Source organism: Eudoraea adriatica DSM 19308 (genome assembly GCF_000382125.1).
In the GTDB taxonomy this organism is placed as follows: Bacteria; Bacteroidota; Bacteroidia; order Flavobacteriales; family Flavobacteriaceae; genus Eudoraea; species Eudoraea adriatica.
In genome coordinates this window covers 252,788-278,530 of record NZ_KB907547.1, presented here as the reverse complement: position 1 = coordinate 278,530, position 25,743 = coordinate 252,788, and the positions used below count along the sequence as shown (strand labels likewise).

Below are 25,743 nucleotides of genomic sequence, written 5' to 3'. Positions count from 1 at the left end.
AGATTATTTGTTGTTTTTTGCCAAAATAATAGGAGAATCATTATTTATGGTCACAATGTAGTAGTCACGCCCTGCTATAGTTATATTTTTCAGATCTCTTGCCGGTCCGGAAACATCAAAATTCTGCTGGTTAACCATCACGAAACCTCCTTTCTGATCATTTTGCAAAATTAAGCCATGTAAGGCATCCATCCTACCCAATTGCGTGCTAATTTCATAATTATTGCCTACAATTAACAAATCTTTATACCCATCTTTGTTGAAGTCATTTACTGCTATTGACCTTATTGAAGAAGACTGTGCAAGTAGCGGCAATTCTTTCTTTTTGAATTTTCCATTGCCTTCATTTTCAAAATAGCAGCTGGCTAATTCATATACCTGTATTTTCCTGGCCTTACTTAACTTGCCGGCGGTAAAAAGGTCTTTTAAGCTTGCCCCGGCAAATTTCTTATATGAAAGGTATTCTTTATTTAAATAGGGCATTTGTTTAACCAGTTCATCTTTCGAAGCAAAAGGGGTTTCTTTGTCTTTATGAAAGTAGGTGACAATTGGATCTAAAGTGCCGTTTTCATCAAAATCATAGCTATAAAGCGATAGAGGTTTTTCTTTAGAGGCTTTTAATTTAGTATTCAAACCCCAATTCCCACAGACCAGGTCTGTATCTCCATCATTGTCAAAATCGTCGGCTATAATCGTATTCCACCAACCGTTGGTAAGATCAAGACCATTATTATTTTGTAATTCTAATTTAATACCATCGTTCATGAAAACAGAAATGGGCATCCAATAACCAACGGCAATAAGATCCTTATATCCATTATTGTCAAGATCTTTCCATATCAGGTCTTTGACCAGGCCTGTTTTTTGAAATTCGGGAGCTATTTTGGCAGTTACCTCATTAAAATTACCATATCCGTCATTTAAAAATAAATATTGATTTGGGACAGCCCCAAATGTCAGAGGAAGCTGGTCAGAGGCTATGGTTATATCCAAATCCCCGTCATTGTCAAAATCCGATGCAGTGACTTTTGAGGCGTTAGTTTGTATATTCAGAAATGCCAAAGTATCTTTTTTGAATGTGCCTTCATTATTAAAGTAAAGACGGGGTTGAAGAGGTTTACCTTTTTTAAACTCATTACCTCCGCTAACTACCAACAAATCATCATAGTCATCTCCATTGGCATCAAAAAAGACATGCGATACATCTTCACTTATTGCATCCGGTTGAAAAACAGCATACTGTTTTCTTTTAAATCTACCTAAACTATCCTGCATAAAGAGTGCGGAGGCTTGCCCCTTAGCGCCACTAATAAAAAAATCATCTTTGGAGTCTTTGTTCACGTCGCAAACAGAAATGGAAGGACCTTCATTTGTATTTGCAAAGGGCACAAGGGGGTCTCGGTTGAATTCCAGGGTATTTGGGTCCCGATGTTTAAAATCGAGTGTTTCGGGGGCGTTAACAATTAGACTTTCTAATTCTGGTTGGTGTTCCTTATAAAAATCACCTCGCGCATTCTGCTCATCAATGAATAGCTCCTGATTAGATTTAACAGACCTTATTGTTTCGTATCTCCCGCCGGGCCATATTATCTGTATGGAATCTATCAAAGTATCCTGTCCGAGGCCAAAATGAATTTTATTGGAAACGGCTGATAAGTATCCTTTGGTCACAAAATTTTCATGTTTTAAAATACCATTTGTTGTATAAGCCATTACTTTAGTCCCAATGCCAAAACTGTTTTTCCTGTCTCCGCTTAAGGTGATCTGAATGTAATTGTTGTCTGTGTTTTTATCTGACTTATTTTCAAAAAGATAGGCCTCTTCATTTATGTTGTTCACAACAATTTCCAAATCGCCGTCGTTATCCAGGTCTGCATAAACACTACCATTGCTAAAAGATAATTCCGGGTGGTGCCATTCTTTGGAGACATTTTGAAAAGAAAGGTTTTTTTCATTCCTGAAAAGGTAGTTTGCTACTTTCTTCTCCGGTAATTCTTTAATAAATGCCATGTCTGTTTGAGTCATGCCAGCACTTATTCTTTTTTGAATATTCTCATTGGCGATAAAACTTATAAAATCCATATCATTGGTGGCACCTTTAATTCCATTGGAGATATAAATGTCTTTATAACCATCATTGTCATAATCTGCAGCAAGAACACTCCAGGACCACTCTGTAGCCGATATTCCGGATAAGTTTCCAATCTCACTAAAATTTGATGTGCCCAGATTTAAGTGCAGGGTGTTTTGCATATACTGGGGGGCATATCCATTTTTTAAATAGTATTGGTAGGTTGGATAGGAATACTCCAGTCCGGAAGTTTTATAGGTTTCCAAATCTTCGGGAAGCATGTCTAATGAGAGGATGTCGGTTAGTCCATCGTTGTTTAAATCTGCCAGGTCATTGCCCATAGAATAATGCGTAGTATGTCCCAGGTGCCTGTTGTCTGATGAAATAATGTCTTTAAAAGTGCCATCGCCCTGGTTGATATACAAATAATCGTTTTCAAAAAAATCATTGCCAATATAAATATCCGGGAATCCATCATCATTGAGGTCACTTACGCCAAGTCCCAAACCATATCCAATTTTTCCCTGAAAAATCCCGGCATTTGCTGAAACATCCTCATACCACCCGTCATCATTCCTGTAGAGGCGATCACCAGAAAGCGAATCTATTTCTAAACGTTGCGCCCCCTTTCCATAAGTATGGTTAGGATGAACCGAATGATTTAAAAGGAACATATCCAAATCTCCATCCAGGTCATAGTCAAAAAATGCGGCCTGTGTTGAGAGCCCACTAAAATCAAGACCATAGGAAGACGCCTCCTCACTAAACTGAGGAATACCTTGTTCGTTTATGCCTTTATTGATAAATAACAGGTTTGAGCCTTTCAACCCCCTGTAATTACTGGCCTTACAAACATAAATGTCCAGCAAGCCATCGTGGTTAATATCAACATGAGAAACTCCTGTAGTCCAGTTTCCGGAATTATCAATCTGTGCTGCCTTGGTGACATCTTCAAATTTTAATCCTCCTTTGTTTAAGTATAGCTTATCTTCCCCCTGATTAGATGAAAAATAAAGATCAGCCAATCCATCATTATTAAAATCGGCTGAAACTACACCTGCTCCGTTATAATAATACAGATAGTTTAGAATATTAAGTTCAGGGGTATCAATCAGCAGGTTTTTAAAATAAATTCCGGAATAGGAAGGATCAACTTTGTTAAACAGTTTTTCTTTCTTTTTGTTACAAGCGGTTATTAGAATAAACGCAATTAAAAGAAGTCTTAAAATCCTTTTCATTTATGCTCCAAAATTGGTTGGCAAGATAATGAAAACGGCAGAAACAGGAGTGTAATACGAGTTAATGTTTAACCAATTTACAGTACATTGCTGATATGCAACCTGAGTTCCTGTCTCATTTTAGTATGGAGGTTAAGGTTTATAAAAAAGAGTCGAAGTTATTCGACTCTTTTCATATTTTATCATAATTAAACCTGAAATTAATTCCAGAATAATGCATAAATCGTAGCAATAATAATCATTGCTGCAAACGCCCCGATATTGAATTTAGCGCTGGTATTGAACAAACCTTTTGTAAGCGGGATGCCTTTAGGATCATCCTTGCCTTTATTTTGATTAAGGCTAACCAAAACTATAACAAGCATTGTAAGTAGTGTTGTGTATCCCATCTGATCCAGGAAAGGGACATCAGCAAAAATTGCACTATCAGACCAGCCACTTGGGGCCACTTTGAAATAGAACGCTATTGGGATAGACACCAATGCCCCAACAATGGCAGCCCTATTGGTAGTTTTCTTCCAGAATAAGCCCAGCATAAACACAGCCAGAATACCGGGACTTACGAGTCCTGTCCATTCCTGAATAAACTGGAATGCCTGATCTATCCCTCCCAGCAATGGTGCCATGACACAAGCAATGCCAAGTGCTACGGCTGCTGAAATACGACCAACATTCACCGTTTTTTTGTCTGTAGCGTTTTTGTTTATGTATTGTTTGTAAATATCCATCGTAAAAATGGTGGATGTAGAATTTAACATAGAGGCCAGGGAAGACACCACAGCGGCTGTCAAAGCAGCAAAAGCAACCCCTTTAAGCCCGGTTGGTAAAAATTGCAATAGCCATGGGTAAGCCTTATCCGCCTGTTCAAGGGTAGGTAAGTTTTGAAGTCCGGCATCACCAAGCCGATTCAATATTTCAGCGTCATTAACCATTACATAGGCGGCAATTCCCGGTACAACTACGATTACAGGAATAATTATTTTAAGGAAAGCAGCCAGAATGATACCTTTTTGTGATTCACGCAAAGACTTTGCAGCTAAGGTTCTTTGAATAATATATTGGTTAAATCCCCAATAATATAAGTTGGCTACCCACAAACCACCAACTAATACTCCCAGTCCTGGCAGATTAGCATATTCCGGATTGGATTTATCCAGAATCATGACAAATTTTTCAGGTACACTTTCGTAAACTACTTTAAGACCTTCCAGAACTCCCTGCCCGTCTGAGACTGTATTTAGTGCTAAATACGATGTAATTAAACCTCCGAAAACCAGGAAGATAACCTGGATCACATCTGTCCAAGCAACGGCAGAAAGGCCTCCATAAAGTGAATATGCCGCCGCGAACAATGACAACCCAATTACCCCGTAAACCATTGGAATTCCCATTATTGTTTCCAATGCGAGTGAACCTAAATACAAAACAGAAGCTAAATTTACAAAAACGTAAAGTGCGATCCAGAATACGGCTAAAATAGTTTTTAGAGTTGTGGAATATCGTTGCTCAACAAACTCCGGGATCGTATACAGACCTTTATCTATAAAAATTGGAAGGAAAAATTTACCAACAATCAGCAATGTTATTGCCGCCATCCATTCATAAGAGGCAATTGCAAGGCCCACAGCAAATCCTGATCCGGACATTCCAATAAACTGTTCTGCTGAAATATTGGCAGCAATCAGGGAGGCCCCTATTGCCCACCAGGGCAAAGATTTACTGGCCAGGAAATAATCTTCTGCATTCTTCTGATGTCCTTTTTTATCTCTGGATACCCATAGGCCTACCCCTAAAATCAGGAAGGCATATGCCACAAAAATAAAATAATCCCAAAATCCGAAAGATGATGTCATAGTTTGTTTGGTTGGTTGTTAGTATTATAATATGCTAATTGCTCAATTTAGGCAAAATTCTTCTTTAATTAAAAAATAGCCTTGAAATATATTAGGTTCTAACCTTAATATTAAATGTATTGGTTAACAATATTTTCAAACAATTCCTGCTTGCCGCTTTGTAATTCCAATTCACCATTTGATTTGGCAATTTCATAAAGATCAGTCATGTCTAATTTACCCAGTTCATATTCCTTTCCTTTACCCGAATCAAAGGACTGATATCGTTTTTCCCTAAGCTCATTATAGGGTGAAGAAGTTATAATCTTGTCCGCAATGAGTAAAGCCCTGGCAAAAGTATCTGCACCGCCAATATGGGCGTGAAAGACATCGTCCAGATCTGTGGAATTTCGCCTTATTTTGGCATCAAAATTAATACCGCCCCCCTGCAAACCTCCTGCCTTTAGAAATGTGAGCATGGCTTCCGTGACTTCTGTAATATTATTTGGAAATTGATCTGTATCCCAGCCATTCTGATAATCACCCCGGTTTGCATCGATACTTCCAAGCATTCCATGGGCTGCGGCAACTTCCATTTCGTGCTGCATGGTGTGACTTGCCAGGGTGGCATGATTCACTTCAAGATTCAGTTTAAAATCATCTTGTAAACCGTACTGGTGCAAAAAGCCCACTACCGTCGCAGCGTCAAAGTCATATTGATGTTTCATAGGTTCCATAGGTTTCGGTTCTATAAAGAAAGTCCCTTTAAAACCTTGTTTTCTTGCATAATCCCTCGCTGTTGCCAAAAAACGGCCCATATGGTCCAATTCGCGTTTCATGTCTGTATTTAATAAAGACATATAGCCCTCCCGGCCTCCCCAAAAAACATAATTTTCTCCATCCAGGGCCATTGTGGCATCAAGAGCCAGTTTTATCTGGCCACCTGCTCTGGCCAGTACATTAAAATCCGGATTGGTAGCGGCGCCGTTCATATATCTCGGATGTGAAAAACAGTTCGCAGTACCCCATAAAAGTTTTACTCCGGATGCTGCTTTTTTCTCTTTAATATAATCGACTATAGACGAGAGCCTCTTTTCGGATTCCGAAAATGTACTTCCTTCCCTTACCAGGTCAAAATCATGAAAGCAGAAATAGTCAAACCCCATTTTTGTAATAAATTCAAAGGCGGCATCCGCCTTTGCTTTTGCGGCATCTAAAGGATCGCTAAAATTATCCCATGGAAAATTTTGGGTTCCGGGTCCGAAAGGATCAGCTCCTACACCACAAAATGTATGCCAGTAGGCCACTGCAAATCTTAGATGGTCCCGCATTGTTTTGCCTGCAACCACTTGTTCCGGATTGTAGTATTTAAATGCCAGGGGATTATCAGATTCTTTGCCTTCAAAAGGTATTTCACCTATTCCCTTATAAAATTCTGTGTTTCCTATTAGTGCCATATTAGTTGTTTTTTAATGTTATTTCCAGTTTGTTTTTCCAGATTTCATATGCCATCTTATACTCTTTATTTGCTGATGAGGGTTTATAGCTCATAATATAGTCATTATCCATAATTTGTTTCCCGAAAGCCGCATAATTTCCATCATGCAGCTGACAGGCACGAGCTGCACCAATAGCACCTGTGGTATTGTAAATTTCAATTTCCTGATCTATTAAGCTGGCTATAGTGTTTGAAAAAATTGGAGACCTGAATAAATTATCATTCCCTGCCCTGATAACATTGGCCTTAATGCCATCTGCCTTAAGTATTTCCATTCCATAGACAAAGGAGAAGGCAATCCCCTCCAATGCAGCCCTGCAAAGGTGTGAGCTGCTATGAATATTTAGGTTTATATTTTCTAATTGCGCTCCTAAATCCTTGTTATCCAGCATGCGCTCCGGGCCATTTCCAAAAGGTAAAATAACAACTCCTTCAGAACCAATCGGAACTTTTTTGGCTAACTCATTCATTTCGTGGTAGGAAGAAATATCTAAATTGTTTAAAAGCCACCTGTACATTATCCCAGCCCCATTTACACAAAGCAATTTGCCTATGCGCATATTGCCCGATGAGTAATTGACATGCGCAAAATTATTAACACGCGAACTTTCCCGAACAGACAGATTATCCGTAATTGCATAGATAACCCCAGATGTGCCACCGGTTGCGGCTACTTCACCAGGATTGAATACATTAAGTGATAGCGCATTGTTGGGCTGGTCGCCGGCACGGTAAAGAATTGGAGTGCCTTCGGTTAAACCGGTTTCCATGGCGCCCTCTGCCGATACGTGACCCTGGTCTGAAAACGTATCTACAATTTCTGGGATAAGCTTTTCATCCAGGCCGTAATAGTCTAATAACCAACGTGCAATTTTATCCTCTGCAAAATCCCAAAATATACCTTCCGAAAGTCCGGATACGGTAGTATTCATTTTACCACTAAGCTTATAGGCAATATAATCGCCGGGTAGCATGGCCTTAAAACTGCTATTGTAGAGATCGGGTTCATTTTCCTTAACCCATTTTAATTTGGAGGCCGTAAAGTTTGCCGGGGAATTCAAAAGTTTTTCGGAACATGTATTATGCCCCAGATCGTCAAAAGCTTTATTGCCAATAGCCACAGCTCTGCCATCACACCATATGATGGATTTTCTTAAGGGAATCCCTTTCTTGTCAACCAAAACCAGGCCATGCATTTGGTAGGAAATGCCAACTCCAGTTATTTTACCCGGATCTACTTTTGTTTCTTTTAGTATTTCCTTTGTAGCATTGCACAGGTGTACCCACCAATTATCAGGATCCTGTTCTGCCCATCCTTTTTTAAGGGATAGCATACTCATTTCCTTTTTAGGCTCGCTTAATACAGACAGACTTTTACCTGAGGCTATCTCTACTAAGGCTACTTTTATCGAAGAACTTCCAAGGTCATAGCCTAAAGTGTACATATTTGGGATTGATTTTTAACGCCTTAAGATATTGTTTTTATGGGGATATGCCAAGCAAACAAAAACAAAAAATCCCTGATCTCTATGATCAGGGATTAAAAAAATAAACTTAAAAAAACTTCTTAGTATCCCGGGTTCTGAACCAGATTGGGGTTAAGAATAATCTGCGTAGCAGGAATAGGGAATAATTCACGATCTGAATTCCCAACAGCGGCAGGGTCTTTAAATTCCCAATCCCGTGTATATTGTCCAAATCTGATTAAATCACTACGTCTCCAAAACTCTATGTATAGTTCTCTGCCTCTTTCATCAATTAAGTCTTGATCTGATAAACTTCCTAATGTCGTGGCGCCACGTAAACTACGTAGATCGTTAACATAGGCCAAGGCTGTTTTGGCACCACCGCTACCGCCTCTTTGAATAGCTTCTGCTCTCATTAAATGCGCATCTGAATATCTGAAAAAGATTTCATGTGTAGTAGTTGCACCATATCGGGGATTGTACTTAAGTACCCTGATACCAGTTATTTCATTATTATCCAAAAGGCTTGGCTGGCCATCAACCGAACTCACAAATTCTCTGGTAAAATCCAAAGGATCGCCACCTCTCTCTTTAAGAGCAGTGCCGGTTGGTCCATATTGCTGCCCTTTAAGGAAACCAAATCCAATATGTGTTCCGTCTGCAATACCATCACCATCATCATCAACGGTGCCATCTGTGCCGGCAGGCAAACCTTGAAGGGGTACAGCACCTCTTCTTTCTTCCTGTCCTCCACCTTCTACATTACTTTCAGGACCTTCAAAAAGATCGTAGAACTCAGATAAGGTAGCAAAACCATTCCAACCACCAGATTGCTCTGGTGTAACCAGGTTATAGTGCAAACCATTCCAAATCCGGTTACCAACACTAGTATTGATCCACCATATGGTTTCATTATCCGGAGTATCCCTGAAGATATCAAAGAATCCCTCTTCCAATGCGTAGCCATCGGCTTCAATTTCATCTACCAAGGATATTACTATTGTCATGTCTGCAGGATCAACGGTTCTGGTACCATTCAAAATATGTCTGTTCAAATGTGTTTTAGCCAATAAATACCTGGCTGCGGCTTGAGAAACATTTACGTTTTCTGCACCTGAAGGTCCTAATGCAGGAAGTCCTGCAATAGCATCATTTAAATCGGAAACTATAAAGGCTATAGCATCTTCACCGGTCAGAACCTCAGGATCTGCCAATGGTGGAGCTTCAGTGTCCCTGATTGGGACCTGGCCAAAATTATCTAAAATAACATATACTGCCAAAGCCCTGAAGAAAGATGCGGCTGCCCTTGAATCTGGTGAAGATGCAGACCTGGGGTCTAATACTTCACTTGCTACGAGCTGAAGCTCATTCCATTGATTCCAAACAGTAGTAATATACTGATGATCCGGTGTCCATGAATGCTGGTGCAATTGTCTCCATATACCATTATCCCCCCAGTCAGAACCTCTTGTAGGAACCAACATTTCATCCGTGGTAACCTCACTCAGCGCATACAGGTTAGCCTGGTCGCCAATGAATGTGTTAATGGAATTATACATTGCGGATACCTGGCTAGCTGCTTCTTCTGCAGTTGCAATGCCCTCAAAATTAGTGGCAAGCAACGAATCCGTCGGTTCGATTTCCAGATCGGTACATGAGAAAAACAGTGCCAATGCCGGTAACGAAAACATCAAAATTTTTGATCGTGTTTTTAAATAATTAATCATTGCAGTTTTTTTTTAAATTAAAATTTAGCATTTATACCTAAGGTCACTGTAAGTGGTCTTGGGAATGTGGTATAATCTATTCCCTGACTTGGGATACCAGTACCAAAATCGCCCGTGTTGGCCGAAACTTCAGGGTCCAGACCGCTATAGCCAGTAAACAGTAATAAATTCTGTCCTGTTAAAGAGAATCTCAAATTCTTAAACGTTCCATCCTTAAGAGGCACATTATAGCCAACCGTTGCGTTTTGTAAGCGCACAAAATCTCCTTTCTCCAAATATAGAGTAGATACTTCTTGCGATACAAGCGCTAATCCTTCGGGATCTGTATTTCTGGAAGTTAAGAAGGTAGGCCTGTTTAAGAAGGCATTTCTTGTGTTGTTATAAACCGAGAAACCAAACTGTCCTGCAAAGAAGATATTGGCATCCCAATTGCCTGCATTTAGGTTAAGGGTAAGTCCGGAAAGAACATCAGGTACCGCATCTTCACCGACAAAATCTTTATCGTCAGCACTGAAGTTAGGGTTACCATTGGCATCCTCCGAATATGTTGCCATATAGTAGGAGAAAATAGATATTCCTTCACCAAGACGTTGCGCGAAAGCTCCGGTAAGACCCGGTCCATTAATTTCTCCGAAATCTGCAGTTGTACCTTCCAGTCCTTTAACCTTGTTGTCGTTATAGGAGATATTAAATGCTCCTGAGAAGGTCATTTTATCATTTTGAATAAAATCATAGGCAACCGCCAATTCTACCCCCTGGTTGACTAATTTACCATTTTCAAGATTCTTAAATACAAAAGGATCAAAAGCCGGTGCAGCAGCCGATTGTCTGAACAAGAGATCTTTAGTCTCCTTTTTGTAGAAGTCTAGTGAGCCAGTTAAGCGATCGAGGCCGAAACCAAAATCAATACCAACATTGAAATCCGTTGTCTCTTCCCACTTTAAATCAGGATTTTGCACCGCAACCGTTTCAAGTCCTGGCCTGTTTATATTACCATTATCTTCAATGTTTGGATCCGCAAAACGCTGTCTTTTTATGAACTGGCCATAGGATAATCCATCCTGGTTACCAGTAATACCGGCACTTAACCTTAGTTTTAATGTAGAAAAAGCAGGGCCAATGAACTCTTCTTCATTAACCTTCCATGCAAAGGCACCTGATGGGAAATAACCATATTGGTTGTCCGGAGAAAATTTGGATGAACCATCCGCTCTAAAGGTAGCAGTAAACAAGTATTTGTTATGGAGGCTTACATTTGCCCTTGCAAAATACGATTGTAATTCATCGGTGTTGTTGAAGTTGTTTACCCAGACAGAGTTATATTGCCTGCCCTGAACAGTAGGGAGCACTCCGCTATCATTGAATGGGTTTAGGGAGTTTACAAAAGTACCGTTAGAATCATAACCAAATTGCTGGTATGGGCCTTCAATGGTACTGGCTGCATTATTTATGTCTTGTCTCAGGTTTCTGCCCATCTGGTCCAGGTTAACTTCCGGCGTACCCCAACCCTGAGAATTGAATCCTTGTCTTTGAAAATCCTGATAGGTAAAACCAATAATTGCATCTAAAGAAACGTTCTCCCAATCTCTTTGCCAATTAAGCGTAGCCTCAAGTAATTTACTTGTTGCCCGCAATTCATTGAATGAGGCCTGTCCCTGACCACTCACCCTGTTCAGATTATTTACTAAAGGTGAAATAGTTGCGCTAGCTGTAGCATCAGAATCATCATAACCCAAAGCTATTTTAGCCCTCAATTCATTATCATCAGCATCGATAATATCATAAGAAGTCGCAAAGTTTACCAGGAACCTGTCTGTATTGGTTTTTTGGCGGTAGTAAGCCAAAAAGTTCGCTGGGTTTAAGAGGTTGCCCGGAATAAAAAACGATGGGTTGTTCGGCCATGTCGGATTTGCGGAATATGTGGCTCCAATTAAGTTACCACTGGCACCGGAACCACCACTAATTTGAGGAGCCAAATCATTAACACGGGCAAGTGAGGCTTGTAAATCAAATTTTAGCCTGTCATCCAGAAAGCGCTGATTCACATTTACTCTTCCTGTTATTCTTTCCTGAGAAGAACCTTCGAGAACTCCAAACTGTTTTCCATAAGAAAAAGTTCCCCTTACATTACCACTGCCATAATTATTGGAATAGGATAAATTGGTAACAGGAGAAGCTACAGTTCTTAAAACTACTTTCTGCCAGTCTGTATTAAAGCCTTCATCAATATCGTTTGCGCTCTGCTCACCACGAAATGCCGCGGTCTGCTCAAGAAATGTTGGTGCATCCAGAAGGTCAAAATTCTCTCTGGGCGTTGAAAAACTAATGGTTTGATCTATTTCCCAAACACCACCTGAGGCAGTTTTACCACTTTTAGTGGTTACGATTACTACCCCGTTTGCCCCCCTGGACCCATAAATGGCTGTTGCAGAGGCATCCTTTAAGATAGAGATACTTTCAATATCAGATGGGTTTATAAAGTTTAACGGGTTTCTTGAAGCAAGTGCACCTTCAGCTATGTCACCACCACCGGGCGTAGTAGATTCAGATGATAAAGGAACACCATCCACAACAAATAGCGGGCTATTGTTGGAACGGATAGAATTTGCACCCCTTATCCTGATGTTTACTCCTGCACCTGGTTCCCCACTGGCCTGAGTAATCTGAACCCCTGCGGTTTTACCCTGAATCAATTGCTCAGGAGATGCAATAATACCCGAATTGAAGTCTTCAGAATTAATTGCGGAGACCGCACCTGTTGCATCTTTAACCGTAGTTGTACCATATCCTATGATAACTACTTCATCCAAAGCTTGCGCATCCTCTTCTAAAACTACATTAACAGTAGTTCTTCCATTAATGGCGACTTCCTGAGTACTGTAACCGATATAACTAATAACCAATGTAGCATCGCTGTCTACATTATTTATCGTGTAGTTACCATCAAAGTCTGTTTGTGTACCGTTGGTAGTTCCTTTTACAACAACACTGGCCCCTGGTAAAGGACCATTTGCATCAGAAACTGTACCTGATACTTCTTGCGCTTTTGCAAGTCCGAAGCTTAGAATAGCCCCAACCAATAAAAAGCTCTTTAGTAGCGTAATCTTCATAAAAAGTTAATTTTGAGTTTAGTTAATTTTAGCACCAAAGGTTAAACCTATGTAAAATAATTGTTAACACCACACTCTTGTCAACATATGTTAACAACGAAAACGGTTTCGTGTTGATAACTTTTGAAATATATGAGTATGATAATATAGAATTGGCAAAATTCTGATATCCTTATTTAACAGGTTCAATTTTTGTCAATAACGGAACAAATATAAGACTTTTTTTATTCCACAAGGTTTTAATGTTCTTTACTTACATGGTTTTGGGGCTTTTAATATGTTAAAAAAAGGATATATTTATAAGTTATCTGGAAATTGGTTACTTTAATATTTACGCGACTTTCAATTTTTGACTTTTGAAAAAAAAAATTACTCTTAAGCAAATTGCCAGGGAATTGGAAGTATCCATTTCAACGGTTTCCAAGGCTCTGAAAAACAGCAAAGAAATTAGCAAGGATACTACTGAGAAGATTCAGGCGTTTGCTAAACTTTACCACTACAAGCCTAACAATATAGCGCTTAGCCTTAAAAATAAGCGCACCAGAAATATTGGAGTAATAATACCTGATATAGTTCACCATTTTTTTACTACTGTTTTCAGAGGAATTGAGCAATATGCAGACACCAAAGGTTATAATGTTATTGCATGTGTGTCTGATGAATCTTTTGAAAAGGAAGTGATCAATATGGAAATGCTGGCGAACGGAAGCATTGATGGCTTTATATTGGCTTTGTCCGCAGAAACACAGCAAAAAAAAGACTTTCATCATTTAATGGAAATAATTGATCAGGGAATGCCTCTGGTTCTTTTTGACAGGGTTGCCGATGAAGTGGTTTGTGATAAGGTAGTGATTAATGATTTTGAGGCCTCTTACATGGCTACCAAAAAACTAATAGAAAATGGGAGAAAACGAATAGCCCTGATAACGACAGAAAGCTATCTGAATGTCAGTGAAAAAAGGGCTCAAGGTTATTACAAGGCTTTGAAAGACCATGATCTGGAGTTGGATGAAAATTTAATTTTGCGTCTACCCTATCAATTCGAAGATGAAAAAAAGAGTGAGGCTTTCTTTGCTTCAACCATTATGGATGCGGTTTTATGTGTGAATGAAATTTTTGCGGTCAGAGCTATGCGAATTGCCCAAGGAAATGGAAAGAAAATCCCGGAAGATATCGCCTTTATTGGTTTTACAGACGGCATTCTTTCAAAATTGGCTAATCCTGCACTTACCTCTATTGCCCAACATGGAGAACAAATGGGTAAGGTAGCTGCTAAAATGCTAATAGAGAAAATAGAGCGGGATGATGAAATTCAGCAAGTAGAAAGCTTTAAAACAGCAGTTATTGAAGCAACGCTGATTGAAAGAGAATCTACAATCAACCAAATAAAATGATTAAAAGCAAAATGAAAAAAGCCGGATTTATATTCGATTTAGACGGAGTAATTGTGGATACCGCGAAATACCATTATCTGGCCTGGAAAAATCTGGCCAATGAACTGGGCATAGAGTTCACCGAAGCAGATAATGAGAAATTTAAAGGGGTTAGCCGTAAAAGATGTCTGGAGCTTCTATTGGAAATGGGTAATATTACCGTTTCAAAAGAGCAATTCGACAGATGGCTGGAGGAAAAAAATGAAGACTATTTGAAATATATTTCCAAAATGGATAAGAAAGAAATACTTCCGGATGTGACTAAAGTCCTGGATTATATAAAGGATAAGGGAATACCGATGGCTTTGGGATCTGCAAGTAAAAATGCTGTTTCTATTTTGGAAAAGGTTGCGCTAATGTCTTATTTTGATGCAATTGTAGATGGAACTCAGGTTACAAAGGCTAAACCAGATCCAGAAGTCTTTTTAATAGCGGCAAAAAAAATAGGAGCCGAACCCGAAAATTGTGTTGTTTTTGAGGATGCATTGGCAGGAATAGAGGCTGCAAATATTGCGGGCATGGAAAGTATTGGAATTGGAGATGTTAAAATTTTGTCTGATGCTGACCATGGCTTTAACAACTTCACCGAAATAGATGTAAAGTTTTTGGATGACCTTATATTGCTGCTTGAGAGCAAAAATTAAGATATTTATCCGGCAAATTCTACCTAATTCCCTATTTTTCAATCCTTAAATAAAGTAACGATTTAGAAAATGAATAAAGAATATATTAAAGCAGACGAATGGTCCATAATTGAAGAAGGGTTTAACAAAGAGGATGTTAAATCTTCTGAAAGCCTTTTTAGCATTGGAAATGGTGCCATGGGGCAACGTGCAAATTTTGAGGAACAATACTCTGGCCCCACATTTCAGGGCAGCTATATCGCCGGTGTATACTATCCGGATAAAACAAGGGTAGGATGGTGGAAAAATGGCTACCCGGAGTATTTTGCCAAAGTATTAAATGCACCAAACTGGATTGGGATTAATGTTTTCGTTGATGAGGAACCTTTAGATCTTAATACCTGTACAAATATTACCGGCTTCAGGCGTGAGCTTAATATGAAGGGGGGTTGGTACAAAAGGAACTTCACAGCTGCTTTACCCAATGGTATTGTTGTTGCTATTGAAGTGGTTAGGTTTTTGAGCCTGGATATTGATGAAGTAGGGGCCATTAAATATAAAATCACTCCGGTAAATAAAAGTGCTGAAATTCAATTTACTCCATATCTAGATAATGGCATTACGAACGAGGACAGCAATTGGGACGACAAATTCTGGAATGTTACCAATGTTAGTTCTGAAGGGAAACAAGCCTTTATAGAGGCTCATACCATGAAAACGAATTTTGAGATTTGCACATTTATGGAGTGCCGGTTAACGGCTGCCGGTTCAGAAGTCCCTGCAGCTGTTTCTGAAGAAGTCAAAGAAGTATGGGTAGGGCATAAATATATACATGCTGCGGATAAGGGCGAAGAAGTTACTTTTTATAAATATGGTGGCTACACCGTCTCCAGGGACCACAAACCAGAGGAGCTTGTCAATGCCGCAAAAAAAGCCCTCAAATCTGTTACTTCTCTGGGATTCGAAAATTTGTTGGAAAAGCAGATAGCTTCCTGGGCTAAAATCTGGGAGATGAGTGACATTAGTATACAGGGCGATGTAAAAGCGCAACAGGGTATACGATTTAATATTTTTCACCTTAATCAAACTTACCTGGGAACAGATTCCAGACTAAATATTGGCCCGAAAGGTTTTACCGGAGAGAAATATGGAGGTAGTACTTACTGGGATACCGAGGCCTATTGTATTCCATTTTATATGGCAACCAAAGATCACCTTGTGGCCAGAAATCTCCTCCAATACAGATATAATCACCTGGAAAAAGCTATTGAGAATGCCAAAAAACTGGGTTTTGTCAATGGGGCGGCCTTGTACCCTATGGTAACAATGAATGGAGAAGAATGTCACAATGAATGGGAAATTACTTTTGAAGAAATACACCGTAATGGAGCAATAGCATTTGCCATATACAACTATTTCAGATATACGGGAGACTATTCCTATATACCAGAAATGGGCCTCGAAGTACTGATAGGGATTTCCCGTTTCTGGAGCCAAAGAGCCACATTTTCAAATGACAAAAATAAGTTCGTAATTCTGGGAGTAACGGGCCCCAACGAATACGAGAATAACGTCAATAATAATTGGTATACAAATTATCTTGCAAAATGGTGTATGGAATATACGCTCCAACAATTGCAAAAAGTAAAAGAGGGCTATATAGAAGACTACACAAGGATTATGGGGCGTACATCACTTTCTGAAACGGAGACGGACAGATGGAAAGAGATTATACAAAATTTGTATTTTCCCTATTCGGACCAATTGCAAATTTTCCTTCAGCAAGACGGTTTCCTGGATAAAGAACTTATCACAGTTAAAGATCTTGATGTTTCCCAAAGGCCAATTAATCAAAAATGGAGCTGGGATAGAATTTTGCGTTCCCCTTATATAAAACAAGCCGATACCTTACAAGGGTTTTATTTATTCGAAGACCATTTTAGCATAGACGAACTTGAAAGGCACTTTGACTTCTATGAACCATTTACAGTTCACGAATCATCTCTGTCGCCATGTGTTCACAGTATTCAGGCCGCCAAATTGGGAAGGATGGAGCAGGCATATAAATTTTATTTGCGCACATCCAGACTGGATCTGGATGATTATAACAAAGAAGTGGAAGAAGGTTTGCATATAACTTCTATGGCTGGCACTTGGATGAGTATCGTGGAGGGATTTGGAGGAATGCGAATGAAAGATGATAAACTTTCTTTTGCTCCAAAAATTCCAAAGCAATGGAAATCCTATTCATTTAAAGTAAATTTCAGAAATCGTATTATTAAGGTAAACGTAACAGAAAATCAGACAAGTTTTGAATACAATGGCACTGCTGAAATGACGCTGCGTGTAAATGACAAACGGATTCTCTTAAAACCATCTCAGGAAACCATTGTTCAAAATATCTAAGAGATCAGGCTATATGATTTTATTAGGATGATGCTTCACAAGAAATTAACCTATGATGAAAATTGGAGGGTTGATTAAATCAATTGTTTTAACCGCTATGCTCTTTTTGATAGTAACTTTTTCAACCGCTCAGATAGATAGGGTAGAGCCTCCGAATTGGTGGTTAGGATTTAAGAACTCCAGCGTACAGCTAATGATATATGGCAAGGATATTGGCACAACTACTCCGTCAATTCTATACAATGGTGTTACGCTGGAAGCTTTCCACAGGGCTGAAAGCCCCAATTATTTATTCATGGATATTTCTATTTCGGAAATTGCTTCTCCGGGGAGGATGGAAATTGTATTTACTGCTTTGGATGGAAATGAAATTACTTATTCGTATCCTTTAAACCAAAGAGAAAGGTCTTCTAAGGAATTTTTGGGTTTTAATGCATCGGATGTAGTTTATCTAATTACTCCGGATCGATTTGCAAATGGCGATCCTGAACTAGATGTGGTCCCCGGATTACTGGAAAAAAGGATCGACAGAAAAGATGATTACGCCAGGCATGGTGGCGATATACAGGGAATGATCGATCATTTGGATTATATTTCTGAAATGGGTTTTACGGCTTTATGGCCAACCCCCCTATTGATCAATGATATGCCCCGGACTTCGTATCATGGCTATGCAATGACGGACTTTTACAAGGTGGATCCACGTTTTGGAAATCTTGAGAAATATAAGTTGCTTTCAAAAAAAGCATCTGAAAATGGCATTAAATTAATAATGGACCAGGTTGCAAACCATTGCGGGACCGGTCATTGGTGGATGTCTGATTTACCATTTAAAGATTGGATAAACTATCAATCAGATTACGAGAAAGGCTCTGCGGCAATGATTACGAACCATCAGCGCACAGTTAATCAGGACCTTTACGCTTCACAGGCCGATAAAGACCTTATGAATAATGGTTGGTTTGTGCCCTCAATGCCAGATTTAAACCAAGAGAATACATTTATGGCAAATTATATTATTCAGAATAGTATTTGGTGGATTGAGACTTTAAAACTCGGTGGAATAAGGCAGGATACCTATCCTTATCCCGATAAGGCATTTATGTCAAGATGGGCAGGTAAAATAATGGACGAATATCCGGAATTCAATATAGTTGGGGAGGAGTGGTCCTATAACCCTCTTTTGGTTCGCTACTGGCAGCAGGGGGTAAGTAATAGTGATGGTTATGAATCTAACCTAAAAACGACAATGGATTTTCCCTTACAACGCGCATTAATAGAAGCGCTAAATGAAGAAGAGCACTGGGATTCGGGTTGGATAAAATTATATAAAGGACTTGCAAATGATTTTGCTTACCACGATCCCTCTTCCATATTGCTTTTTGGAGATAATCATGACATGGATCGCTTATTTACCCAGTTGAATGAAGATTTTGTTAAAACAAAAATGGCACTCGCATTTATTTTAACTGCTCCGCGAATACCTCAAATATATTATGGGACGGAAGTATTGCTTAGTAATACTGAAAATCCCGGAGATCATGGTCTAATCCGGACTGACTTTCCGGGCGGATGGGAAAAGGATTTGGTAAACGCCTTTAAGGGCGAAGGCCTCAATAAGGATCAGAAAGAAATGCAGGATTTTACAAGAAAATTACTGAATTACAGGAAACAAAGTTCAGCAATTCACTCGGGTAAAACCGTTCACTTTGCTCCGAAAGATGGCGTTTATATTATTTTCAGGCAGGACAGGGATGAAACCGTAATGCTTGTACTAAACAAAAATGAGAAACCTTTTGCCTTAAACCTGGAGCGATACAATGAAATGAATCTTATAGGGACCCGATTTAAAAATGTACTTAGCTCAGAGGAGGTAATTTTGAAAAATGAATTGCAATTAAAAGAAAAGGGCGTATTACTATTAACCAAAAAATCTGAATAAGATGCAAAGGATCTTTTTTGTGTTATTGAGTTGCTTTGTACTTATGGGGTGCGTTAAGGAAAAAGAACGAACAAATATTAAAAAAATGAATAGCATAAATCAATCAAATAAAGAAGTGGTATATCAGGTATTTACGCGTTTGTTTGGAAATACAAATACCACAAACAAGCCCTGGGGGACTATCCGGGAAAATGGAGTGGGTAAATTTTCTGATTTTACAGATAAAGCCTTACGAGAGATCAAAGATCTTGGGGTTACTCACATATGGTATACGGGGGTGCCGCATCATGCATTGGTAACTGATTATACGGCATTTGGTATTTCTAATGATGATCCGGATGTTGTGAAAGGCAGGGCAGGATCTCCCTATGCCGTTAAAGATTACTACAATGTTAATCCGGACCTGGCGGATGACCTTTCAAATAGACTGGAGGAATTCAGATCTTTGATTGAGCGAACACATAATGCGGGATTAAAACTTTTAATCGACATAGTTCCAAATCATGTTGCCCGAAAATACGAAGGCGGATCAACCCCGGAGGGCCATGATCCGTTTGGGGCAAAGGACGATACTACCCTGGAATACGATAAGGACAATAATTATTATTATATCACAGAAGGATCCTTCAAAGTACCGGAATGGCAAAACGGCTACCTACCTCTGGGAGGTGAAAAACACCCTTTGGCGGATGGTAAATTTGATGAGGTTCCGGCAAAATGGACAGGAAATGGTTCACGCCTGTCGCAACCAGACTTCAATGATTGGTACGAAACTGTGAAAATCAATTATGGCGTACGACCGGATGGCTCATATGATTTTGAAACCCTGCCCGATGAATACACCCAAAAGGATTATAAAGCACACTTTGCTTTTTGGTCTGATAAGGACCTCCCGGATTCATGGGTAAAATTTAAGGATATTGCCTTGTATTGGCTTGAGATGGGGGTAGATGGATTTCGTTTTGACATGGCCGAAATGGTACCTGTGGAATTCTGGAGCTATCTGAACTCCAATATTAAAATGAAAAACCCTGATGCTTTTCTCCTGGCGGAGGTTTATAATCCGAATCTGTACAGGACTTATATTCATAAAGGCAAAATGGATTACCTATATGATAAGGTGGAATTCTACGATAGCCTGAAACATATTATGCAGGGTCACGGTTGGACAGACCATATTCCGGTAGTACAAAAAGGAATGCTGGATATAGAACATCAAATGTTGCATTTTCTTGAAAATCATGATGAACAGCGTATTGCCAGTCCGGATTTTGCCGGCAATGCTGAAAAGGGAAAACCTGCCATGGTGGTTTCAGCCACAATTAGCACTTCACCAACTATGATCTATTTTGGTCAGGAAGTAGGTGAGCCCGCGAAAGAACATGCAGGCTTTGGCAGTCCTACCCGTACATCTATATTTGATTATATTGGAGTTCCTAACCATCAACGGTGGGTAAACAATAAAAAGTTTGATGGAGGTCAGCTTTTACCCGAAGAAAAGGAACTAAGAGATTTTTACAAACGGTTACTTAATTTTACAATTGGCAGCGAGGCATTAATGGGTAAGTATGCTGATATACACTATTACAACAAAGAGCATACGGAGAATTATAACCACAGAGTACTTTCGTATGTACGATGGTCCGGAAATGAAAAACTAATTGTCATTTCCAATTTTGATGCCGAAGAATCCTATTCTTTTGAATTAAAAATACCACAGGGGACTATACAGGAATGGAGCCTGAAAGAGGGGTCTTTTAAGGTGAAAGACGCATTATATGACAAAACAGAGAAAGAGTTGAAGGTTATTGATGGAATCGGTAAATTAAATGTGGAGATTGCTCCGCTGGAATCTTATATCTTTAAACTCCTGGATTAGTTAAAATGGTCAGATACGAGACCGCTAAAAACTAATTCCCGGGTCTTAGATTTAAAAATAACGCTGCATTATGGATTCTTCTGGCGCCTTACAATAAAATGTGCCAGGCGCAAAACCATTATGCTATAAGACGTCTTATTCTTAATTATTCTAAGGATCATGTTGTACTTTTGAGCAAATAAAATTTTAGTTTGATGAGAGGATTACTACCATCTATTCTTATTCTTTTTTTTATGAATTGTATAGGACAGGATAACACCATTTTAAACATAGGACACAGGGGAGCTATGGGCCATGAGACGGAAAATACCATCGCCTCAATACAAAAAGCATTGGAGCTGAATGTGGATATGATAGAGATAGATGTCTTTAAAATTTCCAGTGGCGAAATAGTAGTATTTCATGATGAGAAAATAGACCGCTTAACAAATGGCAGTGGCGCTATTGAAAACATGAATTTAGAAGCTCTGAAAAATTTAACCGTTAAAGGGAATCATAAAATTCCTTTACTAATTGAAGTTTTAGATGTAATAGATCATAAGGTGCCCTTAAATATTGAATTAAAAGGACCCGGCACATCCGAAGGTGTGCATGAAATTATTAATTCTTATATAAAAAACCGGGGCTGGCGTTTGGATGATTTTCTGATTTCAAGTTTTAACTGGCAGGAGTTAAAAGAGATGCGTGCTATTGACAAAGATATAGAAATTGCTGTCCTTACAGAGTCCAATCCTTTGGATGCCATAGCTATTGCAGAAGAATTGGATGCAGTTGCTATTAACCCAAATTATAAGAGGTTAACCAAAGGAAATGTTTCAAAAATCAGAAGTCACGGATTTAAGATATTTACCTGGACAGTAAATGATGCGGAACAAATTTCAAAAATGAAATCAATAGGGGTCGATGGTATTTTTACAAATTATCCGGAGCGGGTCAAGTAATGTTTGATGTTATAATAATAGGGGGAGGGGCCGCGGGATTCTATTGTGCCATTCACATTGCAGAGGCAAATCCCAAACTGAAAATAGCTATTCTTGAGCGGGGAAAACAGGTGCTTTCTAAAGTCAAAGTATCCGGTGGTGGCCGATGCAATGTTACCCATGCCGAATTTGAACCATCTTCATTGGTAAAGAATTATCCCCGTGGAGAAAAAGAACTTCTTGGTCCTTTTCACATCTATTCTACTGCTGATACAGTAGCGTTTTTTGAGAAACGCGGAATACGGATAAAAACGGAGTCTGATGGCAGAATGTTTCCCGAAAGCAACAGCTCCCAGACCATTATTGAATGTTTTCTTAGTGAAATTGAGAGATACGGTATTGCCCTCCTGAAGAGCAGTTCAGTTGTAGATATTGGGCCTCACAAGGATAATAAATTTGGTGAGGAAGCTGTATGGCAGGTGCAATCGGTTAAAAAGGTTTATTACGCAAAAAGAATTGTTGTGGCAACCGGGAGTAATCTTAAAATATGGGGTTTATTGGAAAAACTGGGTCATAAAATTGTAACGCCTGTACCTTCTTTGTTTACATTTAATATTAATGATGTTAGAATTTCCGGAATACCGGGGCTGAGCACGCATGCCAAAATTGAAGTTTTACCCAGACAGATGATGGGGGAGGAGATCAAATCCAGGTTTAAAAGCAGAATAGGCGGGGCTTTGAATTTAACTTCAGAAGGCCCTGTTTTGATTACCCATTGGGGTCTAAGTGGACCGGCTGTCTTAAAACTGTCGGCCCGGGCAGCAAGATTATTAAATGAATATAACTACAGATTTAGGGTAAGGATAAACTGGATGCCGGACTATCATAAAGAGGGGCTTTTGTCTCTTTTTAATGAAATAAAGAAAATTGACCCCAAGAAGACGATCTATAAAACAAAAGCCATCGACATCCCGGCCAGGTTATGGGGAAAACTGGTAGTTGCCTCGGATATAGCAAAGGATTTAAAATGGGCTGATGTTTCCAGGAAACAGTTAGAAAGACTCAGTCAATTTATAACGGCTTCAGAATTTAATGTAGAGGGCAAGAGTACTTTTAAGGATGAATTTGTTACTGCAGGTGGTGTAGATTTAAAAGAGGTAAATTTTAAGACTTTTGAAAGCAAATTATTCCCCGGCATGTATTTTGCCGGAGAAGTATTGAATATAGATGCGGTTACCGGAGGCTTCAACTTTCAAAATGCATGGACCGGAGCATATATCGCCGCTCAGGCTATTGGGAAGTCTTTATAGCAGTGAAGATTAACTAAACTAATGGAAGTGCCAGGTAAAGTAAAGCCGCAATGACTCCTCCCACGACGGGCCCAATTACCGGAATCCAGGAATAAGACCAATTGTTTAACCCCTTGTTCTTTATAGGTAATATGGCGTGCATTATTCTTGGTCCCAGGTCCCTGGCGGGGTTAATTGCATAACCCGTGGTACCACCCAAACAAAGTCCAACTCCCCAAACTACCAATGCAACGGGAAGTGCCCCCAGAGAACCCAGACCAATCACAGTTTCTGATTCAGTTAAGGAGGCATCGGTAAAAAAGAGAACAGCGAAAACCAGGACAAATGTTCCGGAAATTTCTCCCAGAAGATTTGTAAATGTATTTTTGATTGCCGGGCTGGTACTAAAAACTGCAAGTTTTAAGCTTTGTTCTTCCGTACGGTCAAAATGATCTTTGTGCATCAGCCATACTAATGTAGCACCCAGCATAGCACCGATAAATTGGGCTAGCAAATAGGAGGGAACGCTTTCCCAGGGAAACTCCCCCGCAGCGGCCAGACCAATGCTTACAGCCGGATTTATGTGTGCACCACTGTATGGAGCGGCAACAAGCACACCGATATAAACTGCAAAGGCCCATCCCGTGGTAATTACAATCCATCCACTATTATGCCCCTTGGTATCTTTTAGAACTACATTGGCAATAACTCCGCACCCAAGAAGGATTAAAAGAAAAGTACCTATTATTTCAGCGATAAATGGTGTCATATATACTATCGGTTTTTAACTATTTTGTCCAAAATTCCAGGGCATTTATGGCCTTATACCAACCCTCGATATGACTATTTATGGAATCCCTGTCTTTGGTTGGTTTAAAATGAACGTCAGTTTGCCAAATCTCCTGAATTTCTTCCAGATTGTCCCAATAACCTACTGCCAGTCCTGCAAGGAAAGCCGCCCCCATGACTGTAGTTTCTACTACTTTGGGTCTTACGGTTACTGTATTTAATACATCAGCCTGAAATTGCATGAGTAAATTGTTGACAGTAGCACCACCATCTACACGTAATTCCTTAATTGTAATTCCCGAATCTGCTTCCATAGCCTTTAAAATATCCATGGTCTGGAATGCAATTGATTCCAGTGCAGCCCGGGCAATATGGGCATCTGTACTACCGCGCGTAAGACCAAAAATGGTGCCCTGCGCATGCTGATTCCAGTGTGGAGCGCCTAATCCGGCAAAAGCAGGAACAAAATATACCCCGCCGGAATCCTCCACAGAACCAGCCAGTTGTTCTACTTCTTCAGATGTTTTTATGATTTTAAGACTATCTCTAAGCCACTGTACAACAGCACCGGCAATAAAAATGCTTCCTTCCAGAACGTACTCGGCCTTACCATTAATTTGCCAGGCTACCGAAGTAAGAAGGTTGTTTTTAGATACTATTGGTTTATCGCCAATATTCATTAACATAAAACATCCGGTGCCATAAGTATTTTTAACCATTCCCTGCTTTGTGCACATTTGTCCAAATAATGCAGCCTGCTGATCACCGGCTATTCCGGAAATAGGAATTCTGGCAGCAAACAATCCCGGAGCAGTCTGCCCATAAACTTCACTGGACTGTTTTACAATGGGCAACATACTTTTTGGAATGGTAAATAATTTCAAAAGTTCGTCGTCCCATTCCAGGGTATTGATATTAAATAGAAGTGTCCTGCATGCATTGGTTACATCCGTCACATGTAATTCTCCCCTGGTCATGTTCCAGATAAGCCATGAATCTATTGTTCCCATTAACAAGTCACCAGACTCTGCTCTTTCCCTGACCCCTTCTACATTATCCAATATCCATTTTACTTTTGTTCCGGAGAAATAAGCATCGATTACCAGGCCTGTTTTTTCTCGTATCCACCCGGACTTGCCTTCACTTTTTAAAAGGTCACAATAGTCAGCTGTTCTTTTATCTTGCCATACAATGGCATTATAAACGGGTTTCCCCGTTTTTTTATCCCAGACAACTACAGTTTCACGTTGATTGGTTATCCCTATTGCGGCAATATTGGTTGCTTCTAATCCTTTTTTAGTAACGGTTTCAGCTGCCATAGCCACTTGTGTAGACCATATTTCCATTGCATCGTGCTCTACCCAGCCCGGTTTTGGAAAATACTGTGTGAATTCTCTCTGCGAAGTGGAAATGATAGTTCCCTTTTTATCAAAAATTAGTGCTCTACAGCTTGTAGTGCCTTGATCAAATGCAAGGATATATGTTTGCATACTAACTGAAAAATGGATTTAAAGAATTAA

Annotated in this window: 15 protein-coding genes; 7 read left to right on the top strand and 8 right to left on the bottom strand. The window is 39.6% G+C overall.

The genetic code is table 11. From position 1 onward, the window contains the following. Window positions 1–3 precede the first annotated feature (3 nt). The 6 genes from G504_RS0104855 to G504_RS0104830 all read right to left on the bottom strand — a co-directional run bounded on the left by G504_RS0104855 (window position 4) and on the right by G504_RS0104830 (window position 12,942). Complete coding sequence (locus tag G504_RS0104855; RefSeq protein ID WP_019669019.1) at window positions 4–3,309, bottom strand: VCBS repeat-containing protein; 3,306 nt, start codon at window positions 3,307–3,309, stop codon at window positions 4–6. A gap of 200 nt (window positions 3,310–3,509) precedes the next feature. Then, window positions 3,510–5,162: a sodium/sugar symporter gene (locus G504_RS0104850; protein WP_019669018.1), complete on the bottom strand. Its 1,653-nt coding sequence runs from the start codon at window positions 5,160–5,162 to the stop codon at window positions 3,510–3,512. Window positions 5,163–5,272: 110 nt separating this feature from the next. Further along, window positions 5,273–6,598, bottom strand: a complete 1,326-nt coding sequence (gene xylA / locus G504_RS0104845; RefSeq protein WP_019669017.1) for a xylose isomerase — start codon at window positions 6,596–6,598, stop codon at window positions 5,273–5,275. A 1-nt stretch (window position 6,599) separates the two neighbouring features. Then, on the bottom strand, window positions 6,600–8,084 hold the full coding sequence (locus G504_RS0104840) for a xylulokinase (RefSeq protein WP_019669016.1): 1,485 nt from the start codon (window positions 8,082–8,084) through the stop codon (window positions 6,600–6,602). Window positions 8,085–8,206: 122 nt separating this feature from the next. Then, a complete protein-coding gene (locus G504_RS0104835) occupies window positions 8,207–9,832 on the bottom strand; it encodes a RagB/SusD family nutrient uptake outer membrane protein (protein ID WP_019669015.1) in 1,626 nt (541 codons plus the stop codon). Between the two features lie 17 nt (window positions 9,833–9,849). Then, the gene (locus G504_RS0104830; RefSeq protein ID WP_019669014.1) at window positions 9,850–12,942 is read right to left on the bottom strand and encodes a SusC/RagA family TonB-linked outer membrane protein; all 3,093 of its coding nucleotides are present in this window, start codon (window positions 12,940–12,942) and stop codon (window positions 9,850–9,852) included. Window positions 12,943–13,298: 356 nt separating this feature from the next. Between G504_RS0104830 and G504_RS0104825 the strand changes: the two genes are divergently transcribed. The 7 genes from G504_RS0104825 (at window position 13,299) to G504_RS0104795 (ending at window position 23,455) form a co-directional block, all read left to right on the top strand. Then, complete coding sequence (locus G504_RS0104825; protein ID WP_019669013.1) at window positions 13,299–14,336, top strand: LacI family DNA-binding transcriptional regulator; 1,038 nt, start codon at window positions 13,299–13,301, stop codon at window positions 14,334–14,336. Next, window positions 14,333–15,019 (top strand): beta-phosphoglucomutase, encoded by a 687-nt coding sequence (pgmB, locus tag G504_RS0104820; RefSeq protein ID WP_019669012.1) that lies wholly within the window; start codon window positions 14,333–14,335, stop codon window positions 15,017–15,019. The genes G504_RS0104825 and pgmB overlap by 4 nt, the downstream gene beginning before the upstream one ends. 69 nt (window positions 15,020–15,088) lie before the next feature. After that, window positions 15,089–17,404 (top strand): glycoside hydrolase family 65 protein, encoded by a 2,316-nt coding sequence (locus G504_RS0104815; protein ID WP_019669011.1) that lies wholly within the window; start codon window positions 15,089–15,091, stop codon window positions 17,402–17,404. A 55-nt stretch (window positions 17,405–17,459) separates the two neighbouring features. Then, window positions 17,460–19,346: a glycoside hydrolase family 13 protein gene (locus G504_RS0104810; protein WP_019669010.1), complete on the top strand. Its 1,887-nt coding sequence runs from the start codon at window positions 17,460–17,462 to the stop codon at window positions 19,344–19,346. Between the two features lies 1 nt (window position 19,347). Then, on the top strand, window positions 19,348–21,225 hold the full coding sequence (locus G504_RS0104805) for an alpha-amylase family protein (protein WP_026348401.1): 1,878 nt from the start codon (window positions 19,348–19,350) through the stop codon (window positions 21,223–21,225). A gap of 194 nt (window positions 21,226–21,419) precedes the next feature. Beyond that, window positions 21,420–22,166 (top strand): glycerophosphodiester phosphodiesterase, encoded by a 747-nt coding sequence (locus G504_RS0104800; protein WP_019669008.1) that lies wholly within the window; start codon window positions 21,420–21,422, stop codon window positions 22,164–22,166. Continuing rightward, window positions 22,166–23,455 carry a BaiN/RdsA family NAD(P)/FAD-dependent oxidoreductase gene (locus G504_RS0104795; RefSeq protein WP_019669007.1) on the top strand — a complete coding sequence of 430 codons (1,290 nt, stop codon included), beginning with the start codon at window positions 22,166–22,168 and terminating at the stop codon, window positions 23,453–23,455. The genes G504_RS0104800 and G504_RS0104795 overlap by 1 nt, the downstream gene beginning before the upstream one ends. A gap of 13 nt (window positions 23,456–23,468) precedes the next feature. Here G504_RS0104795 and G504_RS0104790 read toward each other — a convergent pair whose 3' ends face one another. Next, on the bottom strand, window positions 23,469–24,203 hold the full coding sequence (locus G504_RS0104790) for an MIP/aquaporin family protein (RefSeq protein WP_019669006.1): 735 nt from the start codon (window positions 24,201–24,203) through the stop codon (window positions 23,469–23,471). A gap of 19 nt (window positions 24,204–24,222) precedes the next feature. Next, on the bottom strand, window positions 24,223–25,713 hold the full coding sequence (glpK, locus tag G504_RS0104785) for a glycerol kinase GlpK (RefSeq protein ID WP_019669005.1): 1,491 nt from the start codon (window positions 25,711–25,713) through the stop codon (window positions 24,223–24,225). Window positions 25,714–25,743 lie beyond the last annotated feature (30 nt).

Excerpts from the sequence above, each read along its gene's own strand:
- glpK (WP_019669005.1), bottom strand. The coding sequence starts at position 25,713 with ATGCAAACATATATCCTTGCATTTGATCAAGGCACTACAAGCTGTAGA.
- G504_RS0104790 (WP_019669006.1), bottom strand. The coding sequence starts at position 24,203 with ATGACACCATTTATCGCTGAAATAATAGGTACTTTTCTTTTAATCCTT.
- G504_RS0104835 (WP_019669015.1), bottom strand. The coding sequence starts at position 9,832 with ATGATTAATTATTTAAAAACACGATCAAAAATTTTGATGTTTTCGTTA.
- G504_RS0104840 (WP_019669016.1), bottom strand. The coding sequence starts at position 8,084 with ATGTACACTTTAGGCTATGACCTTGGAAGTTCTTCGATAAAAGTAGCC.
- G504_RS0104800 (WP_019669008.1), top strand. The coding sequence starts at position 21,420 with ATGAGAGGATTACTACCATCTATTCTTATTCTTTTTTTTATGAATTGT.
- xylA (WP_019669017.1), bottom strand. The coding sequence starts at position 6,598 with ATGGCACTAATAGGAAACACAGAATTTTATAAGGGAATAGGTGAAATA.
- G504_RS0104855 (WP_019669019.1), bottom strand. The coding sequence starts at position 3,309 with ATGAAAAGGATTTTAAGACTTCTTTTAATTGCGTTTATTCTAATAACC.
- G504_RS0104795 (WP_019669007.1), top strand. The coding sequence starts at position 22,166 with ATGTTTGATGTTATAATAATAGGGGGAGGGGCCGCGGGATTCTATTGT.
- G504_RS0104805 (WP_026348401.1), top strand. The coding sequence starts at position 19,348 with ATGCAAAGGATCTTTTTTGTGTTATTGAGTTGCTTTGTACTTATGGGG.
- G504_RS0104850 (WP_019669018.1), bottom strand. The coding sequence starts at position 5,162 with ATGACATCATCTTTCGGATTTTGGGATTATTTTATTTTTGTGGCATAT.
- G504_RS0104830 (WP_019669014.1), bottom strand. The coding sequence starts at position 12,942 with ATGAAGATTACGCTACTAAAGAGCTTTTTATTGGTTGGGGCTATTCTA.
- pgmB (WP_019669012.1), top strand. The coding sequence starts at position 14,333 with ATGATTAAAAGCAAAATGAAAAAAGCCGGATTTATATTCGATTTAGAC.
- G504_RS0104810 (WP_019669010.1), top strand. The coding sequence starts at position 17,460 with ATGAAAATTGGAGGGTTGATTAAATCAATTGTTTTAACCGCTATGCTC.
- G504_RS0104815 (WP_019669011.1), top strand. The coding sequence starts at position 15,089 with ATGAATAAAGAATATATTAAAGCAGACGAATGGTCCATAATTGAAGAA.